Genomic DNA, 24787 nt, shown 5'->3' with positions numbered 1-24787 from the left:
CCGATATACTAACAATCGCTGAGGTGAGTTTTGGGGTTATAACAAAAAATCGGAGCAATTTGTCTCTTGACAAACCGCTCCGATTGAAAGAATGTTTTATTGACTGCTAGTATTGTTCCAATAAGTACTTAATAACATCCGTAGTGGTCACAATTCCAACGAGTTGGCCATTTTCGATAACGGGCAAGGCGTGGTATTCTTCCGAAGCTAGAATTTCTGCCACTTCTTTAATACTCAAAGCTGCCTCTACCGTACGAGGTTTTTGGGTCATTACTTGTGAAATACTCAACATCTCCAAAATGGCTTCATCGGCACCTTCTTGGTTTTCAAACAAAGAACTGAAGGTCAAACGATTAATATCGGTACTGCTAATGATTCCCACCACGTCGTGTCCTTCCAAAACTGGAACGTGTCGAATGTGGTTTTTCTTTACTAAGTCAATAACATCATGCAAATCGTCAGAAACTTGAACAGTAGCCACGTTTTTGGTCATAATGTGCGAAATTGGTTCTCTTCTTTTCATTGGGAGGATTGATTGATTGTGATGCCCAATAGTACCCTCTTTCTGGCAGAACCTTTATGACCAATGCTACCGTTTTACACTGCTTTTAATCATGTTTCCGAAAAATCGCTTACGGTAGTATCACACGGTCGATGACGTGAATTACGCCATTGGTTGCTACCACATCGGCCGAAGTCACGGTGGCATTGTTTGTTCCGTTGCCAGCGCCACGTACCTGCACTGTCGAGCCCAATGTCACAGTAAGTGGAGCTTGACCTGCCGAAGCAACTGTGCCTGCTACAAGATTGGTAGAAAATACTCGGCCAGCCACGACGTGAGCAAGCAATACGTTAGTCAAAGTGGTTAAAGTTGCGCCACTAGCGGCATTAATCGCTTCTATGCTGTTAAAAGGTGTGGCTTGAAATGCTGCGTTTGTAGGAGCAAATACTGTGTACGGTGAGCTACCAGTCAAGACCGCCGTAACCGTTGCTCCCACTGCTGGGTTTGCTTGAATCACTTTGTTAAGCGCCGCTACCAAAAACGTAAAGTTTGTATTTCCTTGAGCAACTTGGAGAAGATTACCCGCTGGCGGTAACAATACGCGATTGATAACGTGAATGACCCCGTTGTCAGCAGCTACGTCGGCCGCAATCACTCTAGCGCCGTTGATAGACACCCCAGCAGTACCTTTGGTAACGTAGGCTTTCGCTCCACTCAAGGTTGTTACTTCCGTGTTACTTGCCGTTGGAAGGTCGGTAGAAAGATTTTTTGTTGCCAATACGTGGTACTGCAATACCGCTTTAAGTGTATTTACGTCTAGGCTGTTCACCGTAGCGAGGTCGAGACCTGACGCGGTAAAGGCTGCATCATTGGGCGCAAAAACCGTTAGGGCACCTCCCCGCAACGCATCCGCTAGTCCAGCGCGAGTCACCGCCGCTCTTAAAATTGTGAAGTCATTGTTTTGAAGAACTACATCTGTAATGGTGTTTGAAGTGGGTTCGTCTTTCTCACAGCTCACTAGAAAGAGGCTACTTACTAAAACTGTCAATGCCAATGAAGCTGTTTTGAGCGTTTTCCAATAGATGTTCATGGTTTTAAAAAGTTTATAAGTGTAGATAATTGTTTAAAAACACCCATATAACTTTTTGTGCAAGGCAAATTGTTTAACTTTTACTAAAAAAAATTAAACAAAAATATGCTCAATAAAAAAAATAAGGCTTTCGAATAAACCGAAAGCCTTATTTTTCAATAACTTATGAATTTATTATTGCGCCTCTGCTTGTGCATATTCTTCCACTGGAATACACGCACAAACCAAGTTACGGTCTCCGTAAGCCGAATCAATACGGCTTACACTTGGCCAAAACTTATTGAAACGCAAATGAGGCAATGGAAAAACTGCTTTCTCGCGACTGTAAGGGCGATCCCAGTTTTCGGTCAACGCGGTGCGAACCGTATGTGGGGCATTTTTCAACACGTTATTTGCTTTGTCGGCCACGCCTTCTTCCACTTCACGGATTTCGGCACGGATGCTCAACAGTGCGTCGCAGAAACGGTCTAATTCGGCTTTTGATTCTGATTCGGTTGGCTCAATCATCAACGTACCTGCTACTGGGAACGACAAGGTTGGTGAGTGAAAACCATAATCCATCAAACGCTTAGCGAGGTCTTCGGCCTCAATACCAGCTGCTTTAAACGGGCGACAGTCCACAATCATTTCGTGAGCACAACGTCCGTTAGTTCCCGTGTACAAAATTTCAAATTGCCCTTCAGCCGACAAGCGTTGCTTGATGTAGTTGGCGTTTGTGATGGCCATTTTGGTCGCATTCGTCAATCCTTCGCCTCCCATCATAGCGATGTAAGCGTGCGAAATAGTCAGAATGCTTGCCGAGCCGTAAGGCGCGGCAGAAACGGCTCCAGCCCTCTTGTCTCCAATGAGGGGGTTGTTAATTCCCCCATTGGGGCGATCCGCCGCTGCGGTTAGGGGGCTATTAACATGCCCTGGCAAATGCGGCACTAAGTGTGCTGCTACGCCGATAGGCCCCATCCCTGGTCCACCACCACCGTGAGGGATACAGAATGTTTTGTGCAAATTGAGGTGACAAACATCCGCTCCAATGGTCGCAGGACTCGTAAGCCCTACTTGGGCGTTCATGTTTGCACCATCCATATACACTTGTCCACCGTGACTGTGGATAAGTGAACAAATATCAATAATGCTTTCCTCAAACACCCCGTGGGTTGACGGATACGTCACCATCAAACACGAGAGTTCGTTGCTGTATTGTTCGGCTTTCGCTTTTAAGTCTTCTACGTCAATGTTTCCGCGCTCGTCACACTTCGTCACGACGACCTTCATCCCTGCCATTACCGCTGAAGCTGGATTGGTACCGTGCGCCGACGACGGAATCAAGGCCACGTTGCGGTGACTTTCTCCGCGCGCTTCGTGATAGGCACGAATCGTCAATAAACCAGCGTATTCACCTTGCGCTCCCGAGTTTGGCTGAAGCGACATGGCGGCAAAACCTGTGATTTCGCACAACCAATCGTTTAAGTGCTTGAACAACAGCTGATACCCTTCCGTTTGGAACGTAGGAGCAAATGGGTGCATTTTACCAAACTCTGGCCAAGTCACTGGAATCATTTCGGCCGTAGCGTTGAGTTTCATCGTACAGCTTCCCAACGAAATCATCGAGTGAACCAACGATAAATCTTTGTTTTCCAACGACTTCAAGTAGCGAAGCATGTCGTGCTCCGTATGATAGTTGCTGAATACGGGATGCGTCAAGTAGGCCGACTGACGAGTCAAATTAGCAGGTAACGATACCTCTACTTCATCAGGGATGCTCATTTCGATACCTTCACCCGATGCCGTTGCAAACAAATCCAACAATTCAATCAAGTTGGCAAATGTTTTCGCTTCGTCAAACGATACTCCTACCGAACCATTAGCGTTGAAACGCAAATTGATACCACGCTTACGAGACTCTTCTTCAAGCTGCTCTGCATTACGAACATTGACCGTCACCGTATCGAAGTAATTTTGCGTCGTTACTTCGTAACCCATTTCTGAAATAGCATCGGCAAATGCTTTCGTTAAGCCTTGGATTTTTGAAGCAATGCTTTTTAAACCTTCTGGCCCGTGATAAACTGCATAAGCAGCAGCCATCACCGAAAGTAGTACTTGGGCAGTACAGATATTTGAGGTAGCTTTTTCTCGGCGAATGTGCTGCTCACGCGTTTGGAGCGCCATACGCAAGGCACGATTTCCTTCCGTATCTACCGATACTCCAATGATACGGCCAGGAATCTGACGTTTGTAAGCATCTTTTGTGGCGAAAAATGCCGCATGTGGCCCACCGTATCCCATCGGAACGCCAAAACGTTGTGCCGAACCGACTACTACGTCTGCGCCCATTTCGCCTGGGGCTTTCAACAACGTAAGGCTTAACAAATCAGCAGCGACTGCTACAAAAACGCTCAGTTCGTGGGCAGCGACAATAAAATCAGTATAATCAATGACCTCTCCGTCGGTGGCAGGATATTGAACCAACACCCCAAAAATGGTAGGGTCAGTCAAATCCACCTTAGAATGGTCGCCTACTACTACATTGATTTCCAACGGAGTAGCACGCGTATAAATCAAATCAATGGTTTGTGGGTGGCAACGATCCGACACAAAAAACGTCTCCGCTTTCTTTTTGGCTCCTGTACGCAAGCTATGAAGCATTGTCATCGCTTCTGCTGCGGCCGTTGCCTCGTCCAAAAGCGACGCGTTGGCAATCTCCATTCCCGTCAAATCAATCACCGCTGTTTGGAAATTCAACAACATCTCCAATCGGCCCTGCGCAATCTCAGCCTGATACGGCGTATAGGCCGTGTACCATGCAGGATTTTCCAAGATGTTACGCAAGATGACATTCGGGACAATCGTATCGTAGTAACCTGTACCAATGTAAGACTGGTAAATGCGGTTGAGGCGTGCTACTTTTTTCAAGTCGTTGAGGTACTCAAACTCCGACTTAGGAGCGGGCAACTCTAGCGGTCTTGCTAAACGAATAGCGGCAGGAACGGTTTGCTCAATCAACTCATCGACGGTACTTACTCCGATGGTTTGTAGCATTTCTTGTAACTCTTCGGGACGTTGGCCGTGGTGACGGCGCTCAAAGGATTCTTGTTGGTGAAGACTGATTTTCATCCGATTTATCAGAGCGGTCTATTGTGTGTAAGATTTCGCAAAATTAGTCAAAAAAAAGGGTCTTTGCTGCGCCTTTTTCTTGGAAAAACAAAAACCAGGGGATAAAGTTTATGTTTTGGGAGTGGAACAAGGATTTTTGTAGTTGCTCTAATTTTTTTGTTGAGGGGCTCATCGTCGTTTGTATTGGTTATTAGTTTTTGATACTTTTGATTCATTCGTCCGTTTAAAATACAACAGCAATGAGCATAACCCATATCATCACCATAGAAACGCAAAGTGCCAATGATTTTGCTTTACTCAAAGGATTAGCTCAACGCCTCGGTCTTCCCACCAAAGAAGTCCACACAGAGACCGCTGACTTGAGTGAGGCTGAACAACTGAAACTGTTAGAACTCGTTGCGGGAAGTTGGAAAGGTGAAGAAACAGGCAATGAATTAAACAGGATGATTCGTACCTCTCGTTATGACAATTCTCGTGAAATAAACCTATGAGCACATTTCTACTTGATACAAACATTTGTGTTCACCTTCTTAAAAATGAGTACGGCATTAAAGAAAAAATTGCCAAAGTCGGGACTACTTCGTGTTTCCTTTCAGAAATTACCATGGCTGAACTGCTGTTTGGAATAGAGAACAGTGCACCTACAAGACGCTCAGAAAATATAAAACGTTTTGATAATCTCAGCCTTCTTTTTTCAAACCGAATCCTATCAATTAGTAATGTGCTTCACGAATATGCCAAACAAAAGGCGAATGTCAGGCGTATTGGTAAGCCCGTAGGCGAGTTTGACTTACTAATTGGCGCAACCGCCATTGTTCATGGTCTAACACTTGTAACAAGAAACACAAAAGATTTTGAGAATCTGGAAGGTATTCAGTTGGAAAACTGGATTGCTCCTTAATCGTATTTTTATGAAAAGACTTTTTTATATTTCGATAGTCATTCTGCTTTTATACGGCCCAATAGCCTTTTCGCAAAATGCTACTTTGCAAATCGACCTCAACAAAGAAATTGGCCCCATGCAACCTGCGTGGGCTTGGTTTGGGTACGATGAGCCCAATTATACGTACATGAAAGACGGCAAAAAGCTGCTGTCTGAGATTTCAGCCCTTAGTCCTGTGCCTGTGTATGTACGCGCTCACAACCTACTCACAACGGGCGACGGCACTCCCGCACTCAAGTGGGGTTCTACCAATGCTTACACCGAAGATACGCAAGGAAATCCTGTCTATGACTGGACAATTGTGGACAAAATATTCGATACGTACGTTGAGCGTGGCATGAAACCAATGGCTCAAATCGGATTTATGCCTGAGGCACTTTCTTCAAAACCACAGCCCTATCGCCACCACTGGTCGCCTGGGCAGCCTTACAATTCCATTTACACAGGTTGGACACACCCTCCTAAAGACTACTCAAAATGGGCCGAATTGGTCTATCAATGGGTCAAACATTCGGTAGAAAGGTACGGTAAAAAAGAAGTAGAAAGCTGGTATTGGGAACTGTGGAACGAACCCGATAGTCCCTATTGGGGCGGTACGGTGCAGGAATATTGCAAATTGTACGATTACTCGGTCGATGCCGTTCGGCGTGCATTGCCCACGGCCAAAATCGGCGGCCCGCACGTCACTGGCCCCGCAGGGCGTCGTGGCGGTGACTTTCTGAAAAAATTCTTGAAGCACTGTGTTTCTGATACCAATTATGTAACAGGAAAAATTGGCACTCCCCTTGATTTTGTAGCCTTCCACGCCAAAGGAGCGCCTAAAGTCGTCAACGGCCACGTTCAGATGAACATGGGTACGCAGCTGCACGATATTTCAACGGGTTTCCAGATAGTCGCCTCTTTTCCCGAATTAAAACACTTACCCATCGTCATCGGGGAATCTGACCCTGAAGGCTGCGCAGCCTGCGGTATGAAAACTGACCCGCAAAACGCCTACCGCAACGGCACGATGTACTCAAGCTACACGGCCGCATCGTTTGCCCGAAAATACGCCTTGGCCGACCTCCATCAGGTCAATTTCAAAGGAGCGGTATCGTGGTCATTTGAATTTGAAGACCAACCTTGGTTCTATGGTTTCCGCGATTTGGCCACCAACGGCGTGGACAAACCCGTGCTGAACGTATTTCGGATGTTTGGTAAAATGAGCGGTAAGCGTATCGAAGTCAGTGGAAATTTGATGTATCCGACCCTCACGGTGCGAGATTCAAGTATTCGAAAAACTACTCCTGACATCGGTGGTTTGGCAGCCAAAGACCATCGTAAAGCCACCGTACTTTTCTGGAATTACCACGACGATGACGTTCCCTCCGCTGCTTCTTCGGTGCAGTTAACGTTTGAGCATCTTCCAGCCAAAAAGGTAAAAATCACCCAATACCGCATCGACAGTCAACACAGTAATAGCTATGAAGTATGGAAAAAAATGGGTTCTCCCACCAACCCTACTTCCGAACAAATAAAAGAGCTTGAGAAAGCGGGACAGTTGGTACAGCTAGGAGCGTCTAAAATCCAAACCGTTCAAAATAATCAACTCGTAGTCACTACTTCCTTAGAGCGTCAAGGAGTAGGGTTGATAACCTTGGAGTGGTAATGATTAGAGCTATTTTTATGCAGGCTGTACAGTTTTCCACTCTTCCCAAAAATGGCGAATCTTTGAGCGATTTACTGTTTGTTCCGCGTGCCAAAGTTCATAGTTTTTTTGCAAATTCACCCAAAACTGTGGTGTATTGCCAAACGCTTCGGCCAACTTTACTGCCATCTCGGGGCTAATACCCGCTCGTCCATTGACAATAGCTGATAAATTGGCGCGAGCAACCCCTAACCCTTCGGCTACTTCCGTGATGGTTAAATTATGCTCGTTAATATAATCCTCACGTAAAATTTCGCCTGGATGCACTGGTGGTAAATTACGTTTTAACATGATTGTCTCTTTTTAGTGATAATCTAAAAAATCTATGTCGTGTATATCACCCCCTTCAAATCGAAAAACAATCCGATAGTTGGGGGTAACTTTGATAGACCAAAAATCTACCAAATCGCCTGTGAGCTTATGGATACCAGAACCCATTGCTTGAATTTGAATATCATCAACCGATGAAACCGCGTCTAACTGATCTAAAATACGGTTAATCTTGCGCAAGTATTGGGGTGGTAGCTTCGCACTGTTGCCCTCAGTGTAATATTGAAACAAGCCTTTGTGGCGAATAGACTGTATCAGACTTGTTTTGTAATGTGTAATATTACACATTACAAACGTATTTTCAAAAACAACAAATCAATACCCTACTTATTCTTCTCAAAATTTCGCAGGAACTCCTCGCGGTCGGTGATTTTAAAATCGGCCTGCCATTCATATTCTAATCCTCGGTGGAGGCCGTGTTGAGCCCCGAAATAGTACATATTTTTCATAGCGGCGATGGTCTGAGCTGAGTTTCCTTTTATTTTTTCAATCACTTGATTAACGGTCGTTTCCAACTCCGTCAAGGGTACCGATTTATTCACTAAGCCTATCCGCTCGGCCTCTTTACCCGGCACAGGTTGAGCCGTAAACGAGAGCTCCATCGCCTTCATCAAGCCTACTTTTTGTTGGAGGCGTTGGGTCATTCCCCATTTAGGCGCAATTCCCCACTTGGTATGCGTGTCACCGATTTGGGCCTCGTCGGCAGCATACACTAAATCAAAGGCAAGCATCAATTCAGTAGCACCCGTGTAACAGTGGCCATTGACTTGGGCAATGGTCACTTGCGGCATGGCTTGCAGCGTCAGGATAAATGCCGCTCCCATTTCCATCACCTCAAAATTAGAAAAGTGCCCCCCTTCAATGCTTTCGTTCAGCGCTTTTAGGTCAACTCCCGCCGACCATGCCCGTCCAGCTCCCGTAACGACAAACACCTTAATAGATTCATCCAACGACACTTTTCGCGCCACATCTGCTAATTCGGCGATGAGATTCGGACTCAGTGCATTCAATACCGATGGGCGGTTAAGGGTCACTTTGGCTATGCCTGCTTCTTGCGAAAAGAGAATATCTTGGTAGGTTGTCATATTTTTCTCGATTAATCTTTCTTAAATATCTGTATTTCTAATCGTAAAACGCTCATTTGCTGGCACATTTTTAGCTAGATTATTTACAGCGTAAAACAATTTCGTCGCTTAAAATCGTTTCTAAAATTGGAGAATCAGCCCTCCGAGACATTTTAATCGTAACTTTGCGGCCTCATTTACTCCAAACCTATGAGGTTTGGTAAACCTTATAGGTTTTACATCGAACTGAAAACAAACTTCTTTAATGTATAAAGGAAAAAAAGTAATCATCGTTATGCCCGCTTACAAAGCGTCGCAAACGTTAGAAAAAACCTACCGAGAAATTCCTTTTGACTTGGTAGATGATATTATTTTGGTAGATGATGCCAGCCCCGACAATACCGTAGAAGTAGCCGAACGTTTAGGAATCAAACACGTCATTCGTCACGATAAAAACAAAGGCTACGGCGGCAATCAAAAAACCTGCTATACCAAAGCACTCGAACTCGGCGGTGACATTGTCATCATGCTTCATCCTGATTATCAGTACACTCCACTGCTCCTTACGGCGATGATTTCTATCATTGGCAACGGCTTGTATCAAGTGGTATTTGGCTCACGGATTTTAGGAAAAGGAGCGCTTAAAGGAGGAATGCCCATGTACAAATACATTGCCAACCGCATTTTAACGCTTTCGCAAAATATTTTGATGAACCAAAAACTCTCGGAATACCACACGGGCTACCGCGCCTTTTCGGGAGAAGTGCTCCGTAGCGTTCCGTTCCAAAAATGCGACGACGATTTTGTATTCGACAACGAAATGATTGCCCAAATTTTCTGGAAAGGGTACGAAATTGCGGAAGTCACCTGCCCTACCAAGTATTTTGAAGAGGCTTCCTCCATCAATTTCCAACGAAGCATGAAATACGGCTTTGGCGTTTTGCGCGTATCAAGCCGCTATTTTTTGGCAAAAATTGGGCTTTGGAAATGGGAGTTGCTCGGCTAAGTTTAGAATGACGAATAAGCAGTGCAAAAAGCGCGGTTGTGAGCAACCGCTGGCACAGTGAGTAACCCTGATTGCTCACAACCAGAGAAAAACAAAAAAGGGCAGCTTTGGGCTGTCCTTTTTGTTCACTGTCGACTGTAAAATATAGACTACCAATTGTTTTTAAGCGTCTTTCCAACCAATCGCGCATCCTACGGCTTTGGTTTGGGTCACTACGACGGGTTTACCCGCCAAAATGTTGTTGACTGCATCTTCCACGTAGCGTTTGGTGACGCCTGCGGGGTCTTGGTAATTATCATCTATGGTTCCAATGTATTGTACCGTGAATTTAGCATTTTCATTTCGTAAAACAAAAACGTGCGGCGTACGCGTTGCACCAAAAGCTTTGGCCACAGCCTGCGTTGCATCTTGTAAATAAGGGAAAGTATAGCCTTTCTCCGTCGCTCGCTTCTTCATATTCTCCATCGACTCATCTTCGTAATCCGAAGCGTCATTAGAATTAATTGCCACGACGGGAAAATTGAGTGCAGCGTATTTTTTATCCAAAGCAATGATGCGCTCTTCGTAGGCTTTAGCAAAAGGACAGTGGTTGCAGGTAAACACCACAATGACCCCTTTTTTGTCTTTGTAATCCGACAAACTTACGGTTCCTCCTTTGGCATTTTGAAGCTTAAACTCAGCTACCGACCCGCCGATTGGATACCCCACAGAAGAAGCCTGCGCGCGTTGCTGTTGGAACAACAACGTCGTTGCGATACTCACTGTCAACGCTGCGAATAATGTCGCCCAAAACTTATTTTTCATGGTCGTTGGTATGTTTGCCATTCTGACGAAATCAAGTTAAAAAGTCACAGAAAATCAGAGAGTTCCTTTTCCAAACGGAGGGCGTCAAGTTTTTGTTCAAAAAACACTTTTTTTCCCTTGGCATTGTTGAATATCAGGGTGGCAGGAATGGCACCTGACCATTCTTTGCTCACCTTCTCAATCCAGCTATTGGCGTCGGGTTCATTGAGCAACCACACTTGCGATGTTAGCTTTCGTTCCGTCACAAAAGGAACAACTCTCGTTGTCAATTCTCTAGCAAAATCCATGCTAATTAAAATCACTTTGAGCTTCTGATTCAGGTATTTTTGCTGGGTTTGTTCAAAATACGGCAACTCTGTCACACAAGGTTTACACCAAGTTGCCCAAAAATTCACGATGTAGGTAGTATCGCTTTTTTGAGCAAAAAGACTATCCATCGCCGCCCATTTTACTAAAGGCACTTGCTGGGCTCTTCCTACCATTTGCACGCCTACTAACAATATACCTACAATCCAGCCTTGCACCTTCATATACCTACGCGATTTGTAGTTTCATTAAGCTTTTATCAAATGTCTCGATCGGGTTTTGAGAAACCCTCTTCACGATACTCAATACGTCGGGTTTTGAGAAACCCGACCCACGACAACGATGCCTAAGTAAATACGTGATTTTTATTCACATTTACAAATGCTTTTTTAGTGCGCTTCCAGCCAATTGAGCCCTTTCCCAATTCCCGTTTCCATTTTTACGGGTAGCGGAATGGCATTGACCATCAACTCATTTACGTGGTGGCTCAACAATTCGATTTCGTCACGGTGTGCGTCGAAAACCAATTCGTCATGTACCTGTAAAAGCATCCGCGATTGTAACTTTTCACGCTTCATAAAATCGTGGATGTTGATCATCGCTATCTTAATCATATCCGCCGCAGAGCCTTGAATAGGCGCATTGATGGCGTTTCGTTCGGCAAAACCGCGCGTCGTTTGGTTTTGTGAATCAATATCGGCCAAATAACGCCGACGTCCCAAAATTGTTTCAACATACTTTTGTTCACGGGCTTTGTTAATCACCATGTCCATGTAGCTTTTTACGGCAGGAAATTCTTGGAAATATGCTTTAATGATTTCACTTGCCTCTCCCCGCGCAATCCCCAAGCGCTGGGCTAAACCAAAGGCCGAAATACCATAAATGATACCAAAATTGACCATTTTAGCTTTTCGGCGCATGTCCGACGTTACTTCTTCGAGGGCTACGTTAAATACTTTACTAGCCGTACTGGCGTGAATATCAATACCTTTATTAAAAGCTTCGAGCATGGTAGCATCTTGACTGAAAGCGGCCATGATGCGAAGTTCGATTTGTGAGTAGTCCGCCGACAAAATCACGTAATCTTCACTTCTAGGGATAAACGCTTTCCGAATCTCGCGCCCACGCGGCGTACGAATCGGAATGTTTTGCAAGTTGGGATTGGTACTACTCAAACGTCCCGTCGCGGCTACTGCCTGATTGAACGAGGTATGAATTCGGCCCGTCGAAGGGTTGATAAGCTGTGGCAGCGCATCCACGTAGGTCGATTTTAGTTTCTGCAACTCGCGGTAATCCAAAATCTTACGCGCGATTTCGTGTTCCGACTCTAAATCCGACAAAATATCTTCTCCCGTAGCGTACTGTCCAGTTGCTGTTTTCTTAGGGTTTTTGACCAACTTCATTTTTTCAAACAAAATCACCCCTAGTTGCTTTGGAGATCCAATGTTAAACTCCTCTCCTGCCAATCCAAAAATCTCTTGTTCCACTTGCTTCATGTCGATTTCCAACACCCCCGACATTTCGGATAAAACGTTGGTATCAACCTTTATTCCCTCACGTTCCATGGCTGCTAAAACGGGCACCAACGGCACTTCTACGCCTTTGAAGAGTTTCTCAGCTTGATTCTCGACCAAAAGAGGTTGTAGTTTGTGCTTGAGTTGAAGCGTAATATCGGCATCTTCGGCGGCGTATTCCACCACTTTCTCGATAGCTACATCCCGCATGGTCAATTGCTTAGGGCCTTTTTTACCAATAAGCGCCTCAATCGCCACGGGTTCGTAGTTGAGATAGGCATTGGCCAACGCATCCATGTTATGGCGCTTGTCGGGTTCAATAAGATAATGCGCCAACATGGTATCATACAACGGCCCGCGCACCTCTACTCCGTAATTTTGCAGAATCAATAGATCGTATTTGAGGTTCTGCGCTATCTTTTCAATCTTCTCGTTTTCAAGCACTTCCCGAAAATCTTCCACAATAGCTTGCGCTTCGGTACGGTCGGCTAGTACAGGTACATAAAACGCCTCTCCTTCGCGGTAAGCAAACGCCAACCCTACCAATTCGGCATCAATGGCATCCACTGAGGTGGTTTCAGTATCAAAACAGAAAGATTCTTGCAAACTCAGATAATACGCCAACGACTGACGAAGCTCGGGGGTATTCACCAAATGATAGCGGTGAGCCGTGGTAGCCACTGTGCGGCGCTCATTGCCCGTTTCTAGCGGAGTGGGTGTGCCAGTCGAAGTAGGCTCAGTTGGCTTACTCACAGAAGGTGCTGCCGTTGGCGCTTCACCAAACAAATTCAACTGCCCTGTTTTATTGGCGGCGGGAATAGCCACGGGGGCTTCGGTTTCCCCCAAAAGGCGTTTTTTAAGGGTTTTAAACTCCAATTCATCCAACAACGACGAAAGTAGCTCACGGTTAGGCTCGCACATGCGCAAATCTTCTTCTTCAAAGGCAATCGGCACGTTAATATCAATCGTCGCCAATTGTTTTGACAACACCGCTAAGTCTTTGCCTTCAATGACTTTCTCTTTGAGTTTTCCCGCGAGCTTATCAGTATTAACGATTAGGTTTTCCACCGACCCAAACTCTGCGACGAGTTTTTGCGCGGTTTTTTCTCCAACCCCAGGAATCCCAGGAATGTTATCGGAAGCATCTCCTTGCAGTCCCAACATATCCACGACCTGACTAATATCGCTGATTCCCCACCGCTCGCACACCTCTTTCGGCCCCATAATCTCCACCCCTTTGCCCGATATGGCTGGTTTGTAAAGATATACGTGCTCTTCCACCAACTGCCCGTAATCTTTGTCGGGCGTCATCATAAAAACCTCAAACCCTTCGCGGGCGGCTTTTTTGGCAAGCGTTCCTACGACGTCATCGGCTTCGTAGCCTTCCATTTCCAAGATAGGAATACACATTGCTTTGAGCAACTCTTTGATGTACGGAACCGCCGTTGTAATGTCTTCGGGTTGCTCTTGGCGCTGTGCTTTGTACGCCTCAAACTGCACATGTCGAAAAGTCGGCTTTGGTGTATCAAAAGCCACCCCAAGGTGGGTCGGTTTTTCGTCTTTTAATACTTCTAACAAGGTATTGGCAAAACCAAAAATAGCACTGGTATTTAACCCTTTAGAAGAAATTCGAGGATTTTTAACAAACGCAAAGTGAGCACGGTAAATCAGGGCAAAAGCGTCTAAGAGAAATAATTTTTTTTCGGGTTTCATGGGGTGTTTGAATGTATATTAGCTACAAATAACGCAAAGTTTGGAGAGATTTTTGAAGTTTGTAAACTACCTTTTGCCTTTGTTCGTTACTTTAGGTGTTTTTTAAGATAAAATAAGCAAATGGAAAATCCCATACAAAACGACCGTTGGACAGTTCGTTTACCCATTTTATTGAGTGTTACCCTTGCCGCAGGCATGTTGTTAGGTGCTACTTTTTTTGGTGGCAGCAAAGGAATTGCTGATGTAGCCCGAGGACATACCAAGTTCAAGGAAGTATTACAACTCATTGATAATAATTACGTTGACACTGTCAACACCGACGAGTTGGTGGATTATTCCATCACCAAAATGCTCGAAAAACTCGACCCGCACACTTACTATTTTAACCCCAAAGATGCCGTAGCGGCACGCTCACAACTCGAAAGTGGTTTTGATGGCATCGGTATTGAGTTCAACCTTTACAAAGATACTGTTTACGTGGTCACGCCGCTAGTAGGTGGGCCTTCGGAAGCCGCTGGTATTCAGAGCGGTGACAAAATTTTAAAGGTAAATAGTGACATTTTTACGGGTAAAAAAGTGGACAATGCCTTCATTTTTTCTAAACTCCGTGGGCCACGAGGTAGCGAGGTTAAAATCGAAATTTTGCGCCGTGGTGTACCCAAACCTCTATCGTTCTTACTTCGCCGCGACCGCATTCCTACCTTCTCGGTCGATGCCGCTTATATGATGGACAAAGAAGTGGGCTACGTCAAAGTTACTCGTTTCTCCGAATCGACCTACGATGAGTTTAAAAACGCCGTAAGTTCGCTTAAAACCCAAGGCATGAAAAAACTCATGCTCGACCTCCGTGGCAACCCTGGCGGATACATGGACCGCGCAACTAACATGGTGGACGAATTGTTGGCGGGTGATAAATTGATTGTTTATACCGACGGCAAAGACGACCGCTACGACCGCCAAACCCGCGCCAAAAATGCAGGAATGTTTGAAAACGGCAGTGTGGTGGTACTCATCGACGAAAGCAGCGCTTCGGCCTCCGAAATTGTCGCGGGTGCACTCCAAGACCATGACCGCGCGCTCATCGTAGGACGCCGTTCGTTTGGAAAAGGGTTAGTACAAATGCCAGTCAACCTTTCAGACGGCTCCGAACTGCGCCTGACGATTTCGCGCTACTATACCCCAAGCGGCCGTAGTATTCAGAAACCGTACAAAATGGGTGATTTGGAAGGTTATGAAAAAGACATCAAAAATCGCTTCGAACACGGCGAGTTGTTTGTTTCTGACAGCATCAAAAACAATCCCAAACTTCAGTACCGCACCGACGCTGGACGCGTTGTGTACGGTGGCGGGGGCATTACGCCCGACGTATTTGTACCGCGCGATACCAGCATGATGTCGCCGTATTTGTACGAGTTGTTCGCCAAAAACACCGTACGGGATTATGCCCTCAACTACGTCAACCAAAACCGCAAACAGTTTGAAAAACAAACCTTCGCAGAGTTTTTGAAAAGCTATAATGTCACCGATGCCGATTTGAACAGTGTGGTTAAAAACGCTACCGCCGACAACATCAAGTTCAACGAAAAAGAGTTCAGCCGTTCTAAGCCTTACATTCGTACGTACCTCAAGGCGCTGATAGCGCGCTATGCTTACCAAAAGCGCGACAAAGGGGGGCTCAACAACGAGTTTTACCAAGTCATGTCCAACACCGACGAAGGCATTCGCAAAGCGGCAGCGCTTTTTGACGAGGCCGAAAAATTGGCTAAAGGAAACGTAAGCTTAAAAGACGCAAAAAAATAATGACGCCCAAATCAGTCGCAAACTCACAGGTAACCATTACGGAGTTAATGATTCCTTCCTACGCCAATTTTGGAGGTAAAATTCACGGGGGAATCCTGCTTTCGCTCATGGACAAAGTGGCCTACGCCTGTGCGTCTAAGCACGCAGGCACCTACGTGGTGACGGTATCGGTGGACGGGGTCAATTTTCTTCAACCCATTGAGGTGGGAGAACTCGTTTCGCTTCACGCTTCGGTTAATTACGTGGGGCGAAGTTCAATGGTAATTGGCATTCGGGTCATTGCTGAAAATGTCCGCTCAGGTACCCAAAAACACACCAATACCTCGTATTTTACAATGGTTGCCAAAGACGACAATGGCAAACCTACCGAAGTTCCGCCGCTGTTGCTGGACTCCAAAGAAGACATTCGACGGTTTTTGGAAGCCATCAAGCGGCGTGAATTAAAAAACCTTTACGCCGACGAGTTCGATAACGAGAAAACGCGCTTGAGCGTGGAAGAAAACCTTCATTTGTTGGAAAAAGAACGTTGTGTAATCGCCCAAAGGTAAATCGACATTGTGTATCTTTGCGCACTTAAAAATCAGAAAAAACTATGTTTGGAGATATGATGGGAATGCTTGGAAAGGTAAAGGAATTCCAAGCCAAAATGAAAGAAGCCCAAGAAAGTCTTGGCCAATTGAGTGAGTCGGCAGAAGCAGGTGCGGGCATGGTGAAAGTCACCATAAACGGCCGCAAACAAGTTACTAGCTTGACCATTGACCCCGATTTGATGAAACCTGAAGACGCCGAAGTCGTGCAAGACCTTATCATTGCGGCGGTAAATCGGGCGATGGAAAATATCGAAGAAAAAATCAAAGCGCGGATTCAAGAATCAACCGAAGGCGTTTTGCCCAACATTCCAGGGTTGGACTTGAGTAAATTCATGAAATAATACGCAATGGATAAAATCGCCATTGTCATTTTGAATTACAACGGGAGAAACTTTCTAGAAAAGTTTCTCCCGTCTGTTATTGCACATTCGGAATCCTATCCGATTTACGTAGCCGACAGTGCCTCCAAAGACGATTCTGTGGCTTGGACGCGCGCCCACTACCCTACGGTTCGTTTGATTGAGCTTGCTCAAAACCGAGGCTATGCGGGCGGCTACAACGCTGCTTTGAGCCAAATTGAAGCCGAATATTACGTTTTACTCAATTCTGACGTCGAAGTCACCGCCAGCTGGCTTGCTCCGATGGTGCAGTTTTTAGACACCCACCCTCACGTTGGCGCTTGCCAGCCCAAACTACTGGCGTACCACGATAAAACGCAGTTTGAATACGCAGGAGCTGCGGGTGGGTTTATAGATTGGCTAGGTTTTCCTTACTGCCGTGGGCGGATGTTTGACCATTGCGAAACCGATAAAGGCCAGTACGACACCCCAATGCCCATTTTTTGGGCGTCGGGGGCGTGTTTGTTTATTCGGGGGCATTTATTCCACCAATTAGGCGGCTTTGACGAGGATTTTTTTGCCCACATGGAAGAAATCGACCTTTGCTGGCGCTTGCACACGGGCGGTCACGAAATTTATTGCATTCCTCAATCGACGGTCTATCACGTCGGAGGAGGTACGTTACCCCCCTCCAATCCCTTCAAAACCTACCTCAACTACCGCAATAGCCTCGCGATGCTCTACAAAAATTTGCCTTCTAAAAATCGTTTAGGCATTATTTTTTGGAGATTAGTTGTGGACGGAATTTCAGCGGCTAGGTTTATACCAAAAGGTGAGTGGGCCAACATTTGGGCTATCATTCGGGCTCATTTTGCATTTTATGGGTGGATTGGACGCAATTTATCGCAGAAGCGAGAAAAAATTATTCGAGAAATCGGGCAACCAAAAGAGGCTCATTCCCTGCCTATTGCGCCCAAGAGTGTGATTTGGGGCTATTTTGTCAAAGGTCAGAAAACCTATGACTCATTTTCAAGACCTTAATCAAAAAAATTACTTGGTTTGTATTCTGCCAAAAAGCCGATAAATTCCTTTAATTTTGCGGCTTATAAACATTAGTCACTCTGCGAAAGCAAACAATATGGCATTATTTGATTTTTTAACGAGCGAGATTGCAATTGACTTGGGAACGGCCAACACCCTCATTATTCATAAGGATAAAATTGTGGTGGATGAGCCCTCTATCATTGCTTTGGACAAGAACAACGGGAAGGTGCTGGCGATTGGTCACAAAGCGATGCAAATGCACGAAAAAACCAACGAAAATATAAAAACCATCCGCCCGCTAAAAGACGGTGTAATTGCCGACTTTACCGCCGCGGAATTGATGATTAGAGGAATGATTAAGATGATTGCTCCAAACAATCGCTTTTTTACGCCTTCGCATCGAATGGTTATTTGTATTCCTTCGGGTATCACCGAAGTAGAAAAACGGGCCGTAAAAGACTCAGCCGAGCACGCAGGTGCCAAAGAAGTATATATGGTGCATGAACCTATTGCAGCTTCTATTGGTATCGGTATCGACATCACTCAACCTAACGGTACCATGATTGTCGATATTGGTGGTGGAACGACCGAAATCGCCGTCATCGCTCTCTCGGGTATCGTGTGCGAGCAGTCGATTCGTATTGCAGGCGACGTTTTCACGAAAGATATTGTGGATTATATGCGCCGCGAGCACAACCTTCTCATCGGAGAACGTTCGGCAGAGCAAATCAAAATTGAGGTTGGTTCAGCTTTGCCAGAATTAGACAGCCCTCCAGCTGACTTCGAGATTCGTGGACGTGACCTTATGACGGGTATTCCAAAAGAAATCAAAGTAACCTACAGCGAGATTGCCTACGCGCTTGATAAGTCGATTTCTAAAATCGAAGAAGCGGTGATGAAGGCCCTCGAAATTTCGCCCCCAGAACTTTCTGCCGATATTTATACCAACGGTATTCACCTTACGGGGGGTGGTGCGTTATTGCACGGTTTGGACAAACGCCTTGCGGCCAAAACCAAACTTCCTATTCACGTTGCCGACGATCCACTCAAGGCCGTTGTAAAAGGCACAGGCGAAATCCTGAAAAATTTAGAATTGTATAAATCGGTATTGATTCAGTAATTATTCGGATAGTTTATAGTCCATAGTCAATGGTCGATAGTCCACAGTATGCTTACTATTGACTATCGACTATCGACTGGGGACTATCGACTGTGGACTAAAAAAATGCTCCAACTATTTGAGTTTATTGGGCGTAACCGCAATTTTATCCTCTTTGTTTTATTAGAGGTGTTCAGTTTTTGGTTGCTTGTCAATAACAACAACTACTGGAGTGTAGAGTACTTTAATACGGCTAATACCCTGAGTGCCAAGAGTCTTGAATTGTCTAACGCAGCGCGCGAATACACCAACTTACGGAATGTAAACGCGGCCTTGGCCGAAGAAAATCGCCGCCTCAACGAGCTGATTACCAAGCTCCAACAGCGAAAACCCGCAAATGCCCCCGTAGGTTATCAAGCAGACTCTGCCTTTGCCAATCGGTATAAATTTGTGACGATTGCCAAAGTAATTGAAAACAGTACGCACCGAGCTGACAATTACTTGACCATCGACAAAGGCTATGCCGACGGCATCAAAGAAGGCATGGGTGTGGTATCGGCGACGGGCGTAGTGGGGAAGGTCAAAATTTGCAACAAAAATTTCTCTGTCATCACCTCCATTCTGCACTCGCAGTTTATGGTTTCTACCAAGCTACTCCGCAGTGGTGACCAAGGAACGGCCAAGTGGGAAAACAATACCACCCCTTCCCTCATTCAGCTGAAGGACATTTCTCGTTATACCACCATCATGAAGGGCGATACAGCCGTAACTTCTGACCAAAACGTCGTTTTTCCACCTGGAATCGCCGTTGGTATTGTAAAATCGTTTCGTGTAGCGCCTGACCAAGCATTTTTTGACATCGACCTCAAACTTTCTACCGACTTTTCGAAGATTTCGTACGTGTATTTGGTAGAAAACAAATTATTGGAACAACAACAGTCGCTTCAAGAAAGCCTCACTCCAAAACGCAAATGAACCCAACCGAAATCATTCGCACTGTCGTCAGATGGCTCGTGTACGTGTTGCTCCACATTTTTGTCGCACGTCACTTGGTGTTGTTCGACTATGCGTTCTGTTTTATTTACGTAGGTGCTATTTTATTCTTACCGATTGAAATCAACCTCACAGCATTATTGTTCATTGGTTTTTTTACGGGTGTTATTATCGACACTTTCGACAACACTCTGGGACTTCATACCTCAGCCTCCGTGCTAATCGCCTACCTTCGTCCTATCATTATCAAATATCAGCTTGGGCAAAAGCTTACGGAAGGCCGCCTTCAGCTATCCATCAAAGAGTTGGGCTTCCCCACTTTCTTGTCTTACATCCTAATGCTGATTTCCATTCACCACATGGTGTTGTTTTTGGTTGAAGCAGGTAGCCTCCGTTTATTCCCATATACCTTCTTAAAAATCGTGTGTAGCCTTGTGTTTACAACAATGACGATTATTCTAACGCGCCTTTTTTCTCGTTAGCCTTCGCTTATTTTTCACTGACATTTTGTCCCACTTTTCATTTTCCAAAACCATTGGAATAGTTTTTGACGTATATTAGTACGAACTAATCTGGGAACATTTATCAACAATTAATCACAAAAAAATAACCTTTCATGGATTGTTTTTGTTGATTGAAGAGAGATGATTTGCGGAGAAGGGTGATGGTTTGTTAAAATTCGTAAATTTACGGCAGCCATGTCAGTCATTATGTCAGAAGAAATCGAAGAAATACCTTTAGCCGCCTCCGAAACGTCGTACAGCGACACTGAGCGCAACGACATCTTCAACCGCGAGTTTATGCCCCACATAAACTCCATGTACAACTTTGCCTTTAGGCTAACCATGGACGAGGACGATGCCAACGACCTTGTCCAAGATACCTATTTAAAAGCTTTCCGTTTTATTTCTTCCTTCGAGCGGGGAACTAATGCCAAAGCGTGGTTGTTCAGAATCCTGAAAAACAGTTTTATCAACGACTACCGTAAGCGTAGTAAGGAACCTTCTAAAGTCGATTACCAAGAAGTAGAGACTACCTACAACTCGGAAGAAGCCGCAGAAGTTGACCATACGACCGACTTGCGCGTCGAGACTGTCCAAGACATGATTGGCGACGAAGTGGCTACGGCCCTCAATTCGTTGCCCGTTGATTTTCGTACGGTTATTATCCTTTGTGACATCGAAGGGTTTACCTACGAAGAGATGGCTAAGATTCTGGATATTCCAATTGGTACAGTTCGTTCTCGTCTGCACCGTGCTCGGAATCTCCTCAAAGACAAACTCAGGACGTATGCCGCTTCAATGGGCTACGATACTGACGAAGATTAGCAATCATAATCACCCTTTTCTTGCGGGCTAACGCGTAGAAAAAACCACCAAAAGCAGACACCTAAAATGTTTGCTCATAAACATTTGTGTTGTTGGTGAACGATTTGCTTGGTTAAATTGGTTTAGTTTGAATAACAGGGAGATTAGAAAATAAAAAGTCGTTTACACTGCCCAACAGGAAGCTCAGAAGTATTCGTGAACTTTTTCTTTGAAGAATTCCTTTTTATAATAAATAACAAAAAAAACAGAAAGATTCAAAGAATTCATTGAACCTTTACAATAGTATTGGATATGCAATCGTCACCTTCTGCCACAGAGAACACGAAGTATCAGAAAGAGTACTGCGAGCACCACGCAGAGTGTCTGAAAAAGATTCAGGCGGTCTTAGATGGAGGAGCAACCGAAGACGAGAAGGATCACTTCCGACAGAACATGGACCACTGCTTGCATTGCATCAAAATGTATCACCTCGAAAAGTGCGTCAAAGAATCTCTTCAATCGAAAATTGATAAACGCCTTTGCCCCGACAATCTGGTCGCTACAATCAAAGCCAAACTCAATATATAATACGCTTTGGAAGGAAAACTCATCATCTTCTCCGCCCCGTCTGGTTCTGGTAAAACCACTATCGTTAGACACCTTCTTACTAAGTACAACAACTTAGGCTTTTCTATTTCGGCCTGCACCCGCGACCGCCGTGGCCGCAACGAAGTAGATGGCAAAGATTATTACTTTCTTACGCCCGACGATTTTAAGAAAAGAATTGACAACAACGAGTTTGTTGAATGGGAAGAAGTATATCCTGGAGGCTACTACGGTACGTTAAAATCAGAAATCGAACGCTTGTGGGACAGCGGCAAACACGTCGTTTTTGACGTTGACGTAAAAGGTGGGCTCAAGCTAAAAGAGTATTTTCAAGAACGCGCTTTAGCTATTTTTGTTAAAGCTCCGAGTGAGGAAGCCATCAAAGAGCGACTCATGTCACGCGGGACGGAAACCGAAGACAGCTTATCTAAACGGCTCTTCAAGGTAAAATTTGAAATGTCGTTCCAAGATAAATTTGACGTTATTTTGGTGAACGATGACTTGGAATCAGCCCTTGTCAAAGCCGAAGAATTGGTCGAAGACTTTACGAAGTAGTTTTTACACAAACTACCAAGCACTATAAACAACCCTGCGGAGCGCCTTACTACATCTAAGGCGCTCTTCTTCTTTTTATCCCTATCGTAGTCTTATGTTTACCCAAAAGGTCTTATTGCTTACGCCACCTTTTACTCAGCTGAATACTCCCTATCCTGCTACAGCCTACATTAAGGGGTTTCTCAATACATTAGGGGTGGACTCTCATCAAGCAGACTTAGGAATAGAGGTCATTTTGAAATTGTTTTCGGCCCAAGGGTTAACCCAACTCTTCGATGCCCTCGAAAAAGCCGAGCATGACATAGAGCTTACCGAAAACGCGTTTCGTATCTATCACCTTCGCGACGAATACATCGCGACCATTGAACCCGTTATTTCGTTTTTACAAAATAAAAACCCTACCCTCGCCCACAGCATCTGCGACCGTGCTTATTTGCCTGAAGCTTCCCGCTTCAAAGACGTGGAAGACCTCGATTGGGCGTTTGGAACCATGGGTACGCAGGATAAAGCCCGCCATTTGGCGACTCTCTACTTGGAAGATTTAGGCGATTTTCTGCAAGAGGCCATTGACCCTCATTTTGGATTTAGCCGCTACGCCGAACGCTTAGGACGCACGGCCACGCATTTTGACGAACTCCTCAACGAATTACAAAAGCCTGATACGCTTATTACGGTTTTTCTGAATGAGTTGTTGGAACAAAAAATGTGTTTATTCCAACCCACAGTCGTTTGTTTGAGTGTTCCTTTTCCAGGCAATTTATTTGGAGCGCTAAAATGCGGTCAATACCTCAAAAAATACTATCCAAAAGTCAAAATCGTGATGGGCGGTGGCTTTTGTAACACCGAATTACGCTCACTTTCTGACCCACGGGTATTTGATTACCTCGATTTTGTGTGCCTCGACGACGGCGAAGCCCCTTTACGCACCTTGCTCGAATATATAGAAGAAAAGCGCTCTTTATTTTCACTCAAACGCACTTTTGCTCGTACCGACAACCAAGTCGTTTATTATAACGGTGCTTCCGAAAAAGACGTAGCGCAACGAGACACTGGAACGCCCGATTATTCCGACTTATTTTTACTGGACTACCTATCGGTCATCGAAATCGTCAATCCAATGCACCGCCTTTGGAGCGACGGGCGCTGGAACAAACTGACCCTCGCCCACGGTTGCTACTGGGGGAAATGTTCTTTCTGTGACATTTCGCTGGATTATATCAAAAACTATGAACCCCTCACGGCGGCGTTGATTTGCGACCGAATCGAGGAGATTATTGCCAAAACCCAGCAAAATGGCTTTCATTTTGTGGACGAAGCCGCACCGCCCGCTTTGCTTCGCGACGTAGCGATTGAAATCATTCGCCGCAAGCTAACCGTGGTTTGGTGGACCAATATCCGTTTTGAAAAAAACTTCACCCACGATTTATCTTTATTACTCAAAGCCTCGGGCTGCATTGCCATGTCAGGCGGCTTAGAAGTCGCTTCTGACCGCTTGTTGGCGATGATGAAAAAGGGCGTAACCGTAGGGCAAGTGGCACGCGTAGCCGACGGTTTTACGCAGGCAGGCATCATGGTACACGCGTACCTGATGTATGGTTTTCCGACACAAACGGCCCAAGAAACCATCGATTCGCTCGAAATGGTGCGGCAATTGTTCGAAAATGGCGTTCTCCAATCTGGTTTTTGGCACCGTTTTGCCATGACCTCGCACAGCCCCGTGGGTTTGGCGCCCGATGCTTTCGGCGTGCAACGCATTGGGCCTAACTTCGGAGGTTTTGCCGATAATGATTTGTACCACGATGACCCCAAAGGAGCCAACCATGATTTGTACAGCGAAGGATTGCGCAAATCGCTGTTTAATTACATGCACGGCGTGGGCTTTGATATTCCTCTTTCGAAATGGTTTACTACCAAAACCCCAAACACGACCATTCCATCGAATTACATTCAGCGGCAAATGGCGCAAAACGAAGATAGCGTTCGTAAAAATGCGTTTGTCGTTTGGCTTGGGAAGCTCCCTAACGTGGAGTATTTTGAGGTAAAGCAAGGAAAAAAAGTCGTCGAACTCGCGGAATTACATTTTTTCGACAAAAAACACGATTGGAGTATTCAAACCCCCGCCCAACAGGCGCATTTTTTGGAGGAGTTGTTTCCTAAAATCGCGGTTCACCTTTTTGAACAACCACTTGCTTACCAACAATTACAAACGGAGTTTGAAACAGCCCAATTGGGAAGTTTTAGCGCTTTCTCCAAAACGCAGACTTGGAAGAAACTTCGTGAGAATGGATTGCTGATTTTATAAAAGAGAGGGGGCGTCGGAGACGCTGGGCCGTGTTTCGCCCCGACGAGACATCGGGACGAGCTCTCAGGGCGTCGGAGACGCTGGGC

24 protein-coding genes are annotated in these 24787 nt (G+C 45.4%); 15 read left to right on the top strand and 9 right to left on the bottom strand.

The window, feature by feature from the left end:
- Positions 1-106: 106 nt before the first annotated feature.
- From K339_RS0111895 to gcvP, 3 genes are all read right to left on the bottom strand, one after another.
- A complete protein-coding gene (locus K339_RS0111895) occupies positions 107-523 on the bottom strand; it encodes a CBS domain-containing protein (protein ID WP_028523773.1) in 417 nt (138 codons plus the stop codon).
- Positions 524-632: 109 nt separating this feature from the next.
- Positions 633-1592: a fasciclin domain-containing protein gene (locus K339_RS0111890; protein WP_028523772.1), complete on the bottom strand. Its 960-nt coding sequence runs from the start codon at positions 1590-1592 to the stop codon at positions 633-635.
- Between the two features lie 174 nt (positions 1593-1766).
- The gene (gene gcvP, locus K339_RS0111885; protein ID WP_028523771.1) at positions 1767-4700 is read right to left on the bottom strand and encodes an aminomethyl-transferring glycine dehydrogenase; all 2934 of its coding nucleotides are present in this window, start codon (positions 4698-4700) and stop codon (positions 1767-1769) included.
- Between the two features lie 239 nt (positions 4701-4939).
- Between gcvP and K339_RS0111875 the strand changes: the two genes are divergently transcribed.
- From K339_RS0111875 to K339_RS0111865, 3 genes are read left to right on the top strand one after another with little or no spacing between them, the layout of a single operon-like run.
- A complete protein-coding gene (locus K339_RS0111875) occupies positions 4940-5191 on the top strand; it encodes a hypothetical protein (RefSeq protein WP_028523770.1) in 252 nt (83 codons plus the stop codon).
- On the top strand, positions 5188-5601 hold the full coding sequence (locus tag K339_RS0111870; protein WP_028523769.1) for a type II toxin-antitoxin system VapC family toxin: 414 nt from the start codon (positions 5188-5190) through the stop codon (positions 5599-5601). Before K339_RS0111875 ends, K339_RS0111870 begins: the two co-directional genes overlap by 4 nt.
- Before the next feature lie 10 nt (positions 5602-5611).
- Positions 5612-7291 (top strand): GH39 family glycosyl hydrolase, encoded by a 1680-nt coding sequence (locus tag K339_RS0111865; RefSeq protein ID WP_028523768.1) that lies wholly within the window; start codon positions 5612-5614, stop codon positions 7289-7291.
- 15 nt (positions 7292-7306) lie between these two features.
- Here the strand turns inward: K339_RS0111865 and K339_RS0111860 are convergent, their stop codons facing one another.
- Genes K339_RS0111860 through K339_RS0111850 form a run of 3 tightly spaced genes read right to left on the bottom strand, consistent with a single transcriptional unit; the run spans position 7307 to position 8745 of the window.
- Positions 7307-7621: a HigA family addiction module antitoxin gene (locus K339_RS0111860; protein WP_028523767.1), complete on the bottom strand. Its 315-nt coding sequence runs from the start codon at positions 7619-7621 to the stop codon at positions 7307-7309.
- A 12-nt stretch (positions 7622-7633) separates the two neighbouring features.
- Positions 7634-7948, bottom strand: a complete 315-nt coding sequence (locus K339_RS0111855; protein WP_229598731.1) for a type II toxin-antitoxin system RelE/ParE family toxin — start codon at positions 7946-7948, stop codon at positions 7634-7636.
- Positions 7949-7983: 35 nt separating this feature from the next.
- A complete protein-coding gene (locus K339_RS0111850; protein WP_037300220.1) occupies positions 7984-8745 on the bottom strand; it encodes an enoyl-CoA hydratase/isomerase family protein in 762 nt (253 codons plus the stop codon).
- 244 nt (positions 8746-8989) lie between these two features.
- Between K339_RS0111850 and K339_RS0111845 the strand changes: the two genes are divergently transcribed.
- Positions 8990-9730: a glycosyltransferase family 2 protein gene (locus tag K339_RS0111845; RefSeq protein WP_028523764.1), complete on the top strand. Its 741-nt coding sequence runs from the start codon at positions 8990-8992 to the stop codon at positions 9728-9730.
- Between the two features lie 162 nt (positions 9731-9892).
- Here K339_RS0111845 and K339_RS0111840 read toward each other — a convergent pair whose 3' ends face one another.
- From K339_RS0111840 to polA, 3 genes are all read right to left on the bottom strand, one after another.
- A complete protein-coding gene (locus K339_RS0111840) occupies positions 9893-10534 on the bottom strand; it encodes a thioredoxin family protein (protein WP_037300556.1) in 642 nt (213 codons plus the stop codon).
- 44 nt (positions 10535-10578) lie between these two features.
- Complete coding sequence (locus K339_RS0111835) at positions 10579-11064, bottom strand: TlpA disulfide reductase family protein (protein WP_037300216.1); 486 nt, start codon at positions 11062-11064, stop codon at positions 10579-10581.
- A 165-nt stretch (positions 11065-11229) separates the two neighbouring features.
- Positions 11230-14067, bottom strand: a complete 2838-nt coding sequence (gene polA / locus K339_RS0111830; RefSeq protein ID WP_028523761.1) for a DNA polymerase I — start codon at positions 14065-14067, stop codon at positions 11230-11232.
- A gap of 120 nt (positions 14068-14187) precedes the next feature.
- Here polA and K339_RS0111825 point away from each other — a divergent pair, with 120 nt between their 5' ends.
- The 11 genes from K339_RS0111825 to K339_RS0111775 all read left to right on the top strand — a co-directional run bounded on the left by K339_RS0111825 (position 14188) and on the right by K339_RS0111775 (position 24701).
- On the top strand, positions 14188-15867 hold the full coding sequence (locus tag K339_RS0111825; RefSeq protein WP_028523760.1) for a S41 family peptidase: 1680 nt from the start codon (positions 14188-14190) through the stop codon (positions 15865-15867).
- A complete protein-coding gene (locus K339_RS0111820) occupies positions 15867-16415 on the top strand; it encodes an acyl-CoA thioesterase (RefSeq protein WP_028523759.1) in 549 nt (182 codons plus the stop codon). Before K339_RS0111825 ends, K339_RS0111820 begins: the two co-directional genes overlap by 1 nt.
- 44 nt (positions 16416-16459) lie before the next feature.
- Positions 16460-16798, top strand: a complete 339-nt coding sequence (locus K339_RS0111815; protein ID WP_028523758.1) for a YbaB/EbfC family nucleoid-associated protein — start codon at positions 16460-16462, stop codon at positions 16796-16798.
- 6 nt (positions 16799-16804) lie between these two features.
- Positions 16805-17836 (top strand): glycosyltransferase family 2 protein, encoded by a 1032-nt coding sequence (locus K339_RS0111810; protein WP_028523757.1) that lies wholly within the window; start codon positions 16805-16807, stop codon positions 17834-17836.
- A 97-nt stretch (positions 17837-17933) separates the two neighbouring features.
- Positions 17934-18959: a rod shape-determining protein gene (locus tag K339_RS0111805; protein ID WP_028523756.1), complete on the top strand. Its 1026-nt coding sequence runs from the start codon at positions 17934-17936 to the stop codon at positions 18957-18959.
- Positions 18960-19064: 105 nt separating this feature from the next.
- The gene (mreC, locus tag K339_RS0111800; protein ID WP_028523755.1) at positions 19065-19913 is read left to right on the top strand and encodes a rod shape-determining protein MreC; all 849 of its coding nucleotides are present in this window, start codon (positions 19065-19067) and stop codon (positions 19911-19913) included.
- Positions 19910-20413: a hypothetical protein gene (locus tag K339_RS0111795; RefSeq protein ID WP_028523754.1), complete on the top strand. Its 504-nt coding sequence runs from the start codon at positions 19910-19912 to the stop codon at positions 20411-20413. Before mreC ends, K339_RS0111795 begins: the two co-directional genes overlap by 4 nt.
- Before the next feature lie 216 nt (positions 20414-20629).
- Positions 20630-21259, top strand: a complete 630-nt coding sequence (locus K339_RS0111790; RefSeq protein WP_028523753.1) for a sigma-70 family RNA polymerase sigma factor — start codon at positions 20630-20632, stop codon at positions 21257-21259.
- A gap of 291 nt (positions 21260-21550) precedes the next feature.
- The gene (locus tag K339_RS0111785; protein WP_051397970.1) at positions 21551-21826 is read left to right on the top strand and encodes a hypothetical protein; all 276 of its coding nucleotides are present in this window, start codon (positions 21551-21553) and stop codon (positions 21824-21826) included.
- A 6-nt stretch (positions 21827-21832) separates the two neighbouring features.
- Positions 21833-22399: a guanylate kinase gene (gene gmk, locus K339_RS0111780; protein WP_028523751.1), complete on the top strand. Its 567-nt coding sequence runs from the start codon at positions 21833-21835 to the stop codon at positions 22397-22399.
- 94 nt (positions 22400-22493) lie between these two features.
- A complete protein-coding gene (locus K339_RS0111775; protein WP_028523750.1) occupies positions 22494-24701 on the top strand; it encodes a B12-binding domain-containing radical SAM protein in 2208 nt (735 codons plus the stop codon).
- Positions 24702-24787: the final 86 nt, after the last annotated feature.

Origin of the sequence: Runella limosa DSM 17973 (assembly GCF_000482465.1) — a bacterium.
Taxonomy (GTDB): domain Bacteria; phylum Bacteroidota; class Bacteroidia; order Cytophagales; family Spirosomataceae; genus Runella; species Runella limosa.
The sequence above is the reverse complement of the archived record's forward strand: the minus strand, read 5'-3'. Positions and strand labels throughout refer to the sequence as shown.

Excerpts from the sequence above, each read along its gene's own strand:
- K339_RS0111815 (WP_028523758.1), top strand. The coding sequence starts at position 16,460 with ATGTTTGGAGATATGATGGGAATGCTTGGAAAGGTAAAGGAATTCCAA.
- K339_RS0111855 (WP_229598731.1), bottom strand. The coding sequence starts at position 7,948 with ATGTGTAATATTACACATTACAAAACAAGTCTGATACAGTCTATTCGC.
- K339_RS0111890 (WP_028523772.1), bottom strand. The coding sequence starts at position 1,592 with ATGAACATCTATTGGAAAACGCTCAAAACAGCTTCATTGGCATTGACA.
- K339_RS0111865 (WP_028523768.1), top strand. The coding sequence starts at position 5,612 with ATGAAAAGACTTTTTTATATTTCGATAGTCATTCTGCTTTTATACGGC.
- K339_RS0111895 (WP_028523773.1), bottom strand. The coding sequence starts at position 523 with ATGAAAAGAAGAGAACCAATTTCGCACATTATGACCAAAAACGTGGCT.
- K339_RS0111820 (WP_028523759.1), top strand. The coding sequence starts at position 15,867 with ATGACGCCCAAATCAGTCGCAAACTCACAGGTAACCATTACGGAGTTA.
- gcvP (WP_028523771.1), bottom strand. The coding sequence starts at position 4,700 with ATGAAAATCAGTCTTCACCAACAAGAATCCTTTGAGCGCCGTCACCAC.
- K339_RS0111850 (WP_037300220.1), bottom strand. The coding sequence starts at position 8,745 with ATGACAACCTACCAAGATATTCTCTTTTCGCAAGAAGCAGGCATAGCC.
- K339_RS0111795 (WP_028523754.1), top strand. The coding sequence starts at position 19,910 with ATGAACCCAACCGAAATCATTCGCACTGTCGTCAGATGGCTCGTGTAC.
- K339_RS0111805 (WP_028523756.1), top strand. The coding sequence starts at position 17,934 with ATGGCATTATTTGATTTTTTAACGAGCGAGATTGCAATTGACTTGGGA.
- K339_RS0111775 (WP_028523750.1), top strand. The coding sequence starts at position 22,494 with ATGTTTACCCAAAAGGTCTTATTGCTTACGCCACCTTTTACTCAGCTG.
- K339_RS0111845 (WP_028523764.1), top strand. The coding sequence starts at position 8,990 with ATGTATAAAGGAAAAAAAGTAATCATCGTTATGCCCGCTTACAAAGCG.
- K339_RS0111785 (WP_051397970.1), top strand. The coding sequence starts at position 21,551 with ATGCAATCGTCACCTTCTGCCACAGAGAACACGAAGTATCAGAAAGAG.
- K339_RS0111825 (WP_028523760.1), top strand. The coding sequence starts at position 14,188 with ATGGAAAATCCCATACAAAACGACCGTTGGACAGTTCGTTTACCCATT.
- K339_RS0111835 (WP_037300216.1), bottom strand. The coding sequence starts at position 11,064 with ATGAAGGTGCAAGGCTGGATTGTAGGTATATTGTTAGTAGGCGTGCAA.
- K339_RS0111810 (WP_028523757.1), top strand. The coding sequence starts at position 16,805 with ATGGATAAAATCGCCATTGTCATTTTGAATTACAACGGGAGAAACTTT.
- polA (WP_028523761.1), bottom strand. The coding sequence starts at position 14,067 with ATGAAACCCGAAAAAAAATTATTTCTCTTAGACGCTTTTGCCCTGATT.
- K339_RS0111790 (WP_028523753.1), top strand. The coding sequence starts at position 20,630 with ATGTCAGTCATTATGTCAGAAGAAATCGAAGAAATACCTTTAGCCGCC.
- K339_RS0111870 (WP_028523769.1), top strand. The coding sequence starts at position 5,188 with ATGAGCACATTTCTACTTGATACAAACATTTGTGTTCACCTTCTTAAA.
- K339_RS0111860 (WP_028523767.1), bottom strand. The coding sequence starts at position 7,621 with ATGTTAAAACGTAATTTACCACCAGTGCATCCAGGCGAAATTTTACGT.
- K339_RS0111840 (WP_037300556.1), bottom strand. The coding sequence starts at position 10,534 with ATGAAAAATAAGTTTTGGGCGACATTATTCGCAGCGTTGACAGTGAGT.
- K339_RS0111875 (WP_028523770.1), top strand. The coding sequence starts at position 4,940 with ATGAGCATAACCCATATCATCACCATAGAAACGCAAAGTGCCAATGAT.
- mreC (WP_028523755.1), top strand. The coding sequence starts at position 19,065 with ATGCTCCAACTATTTGAGTTTATTGGGCGTAACCGCAATTTTATCCTC.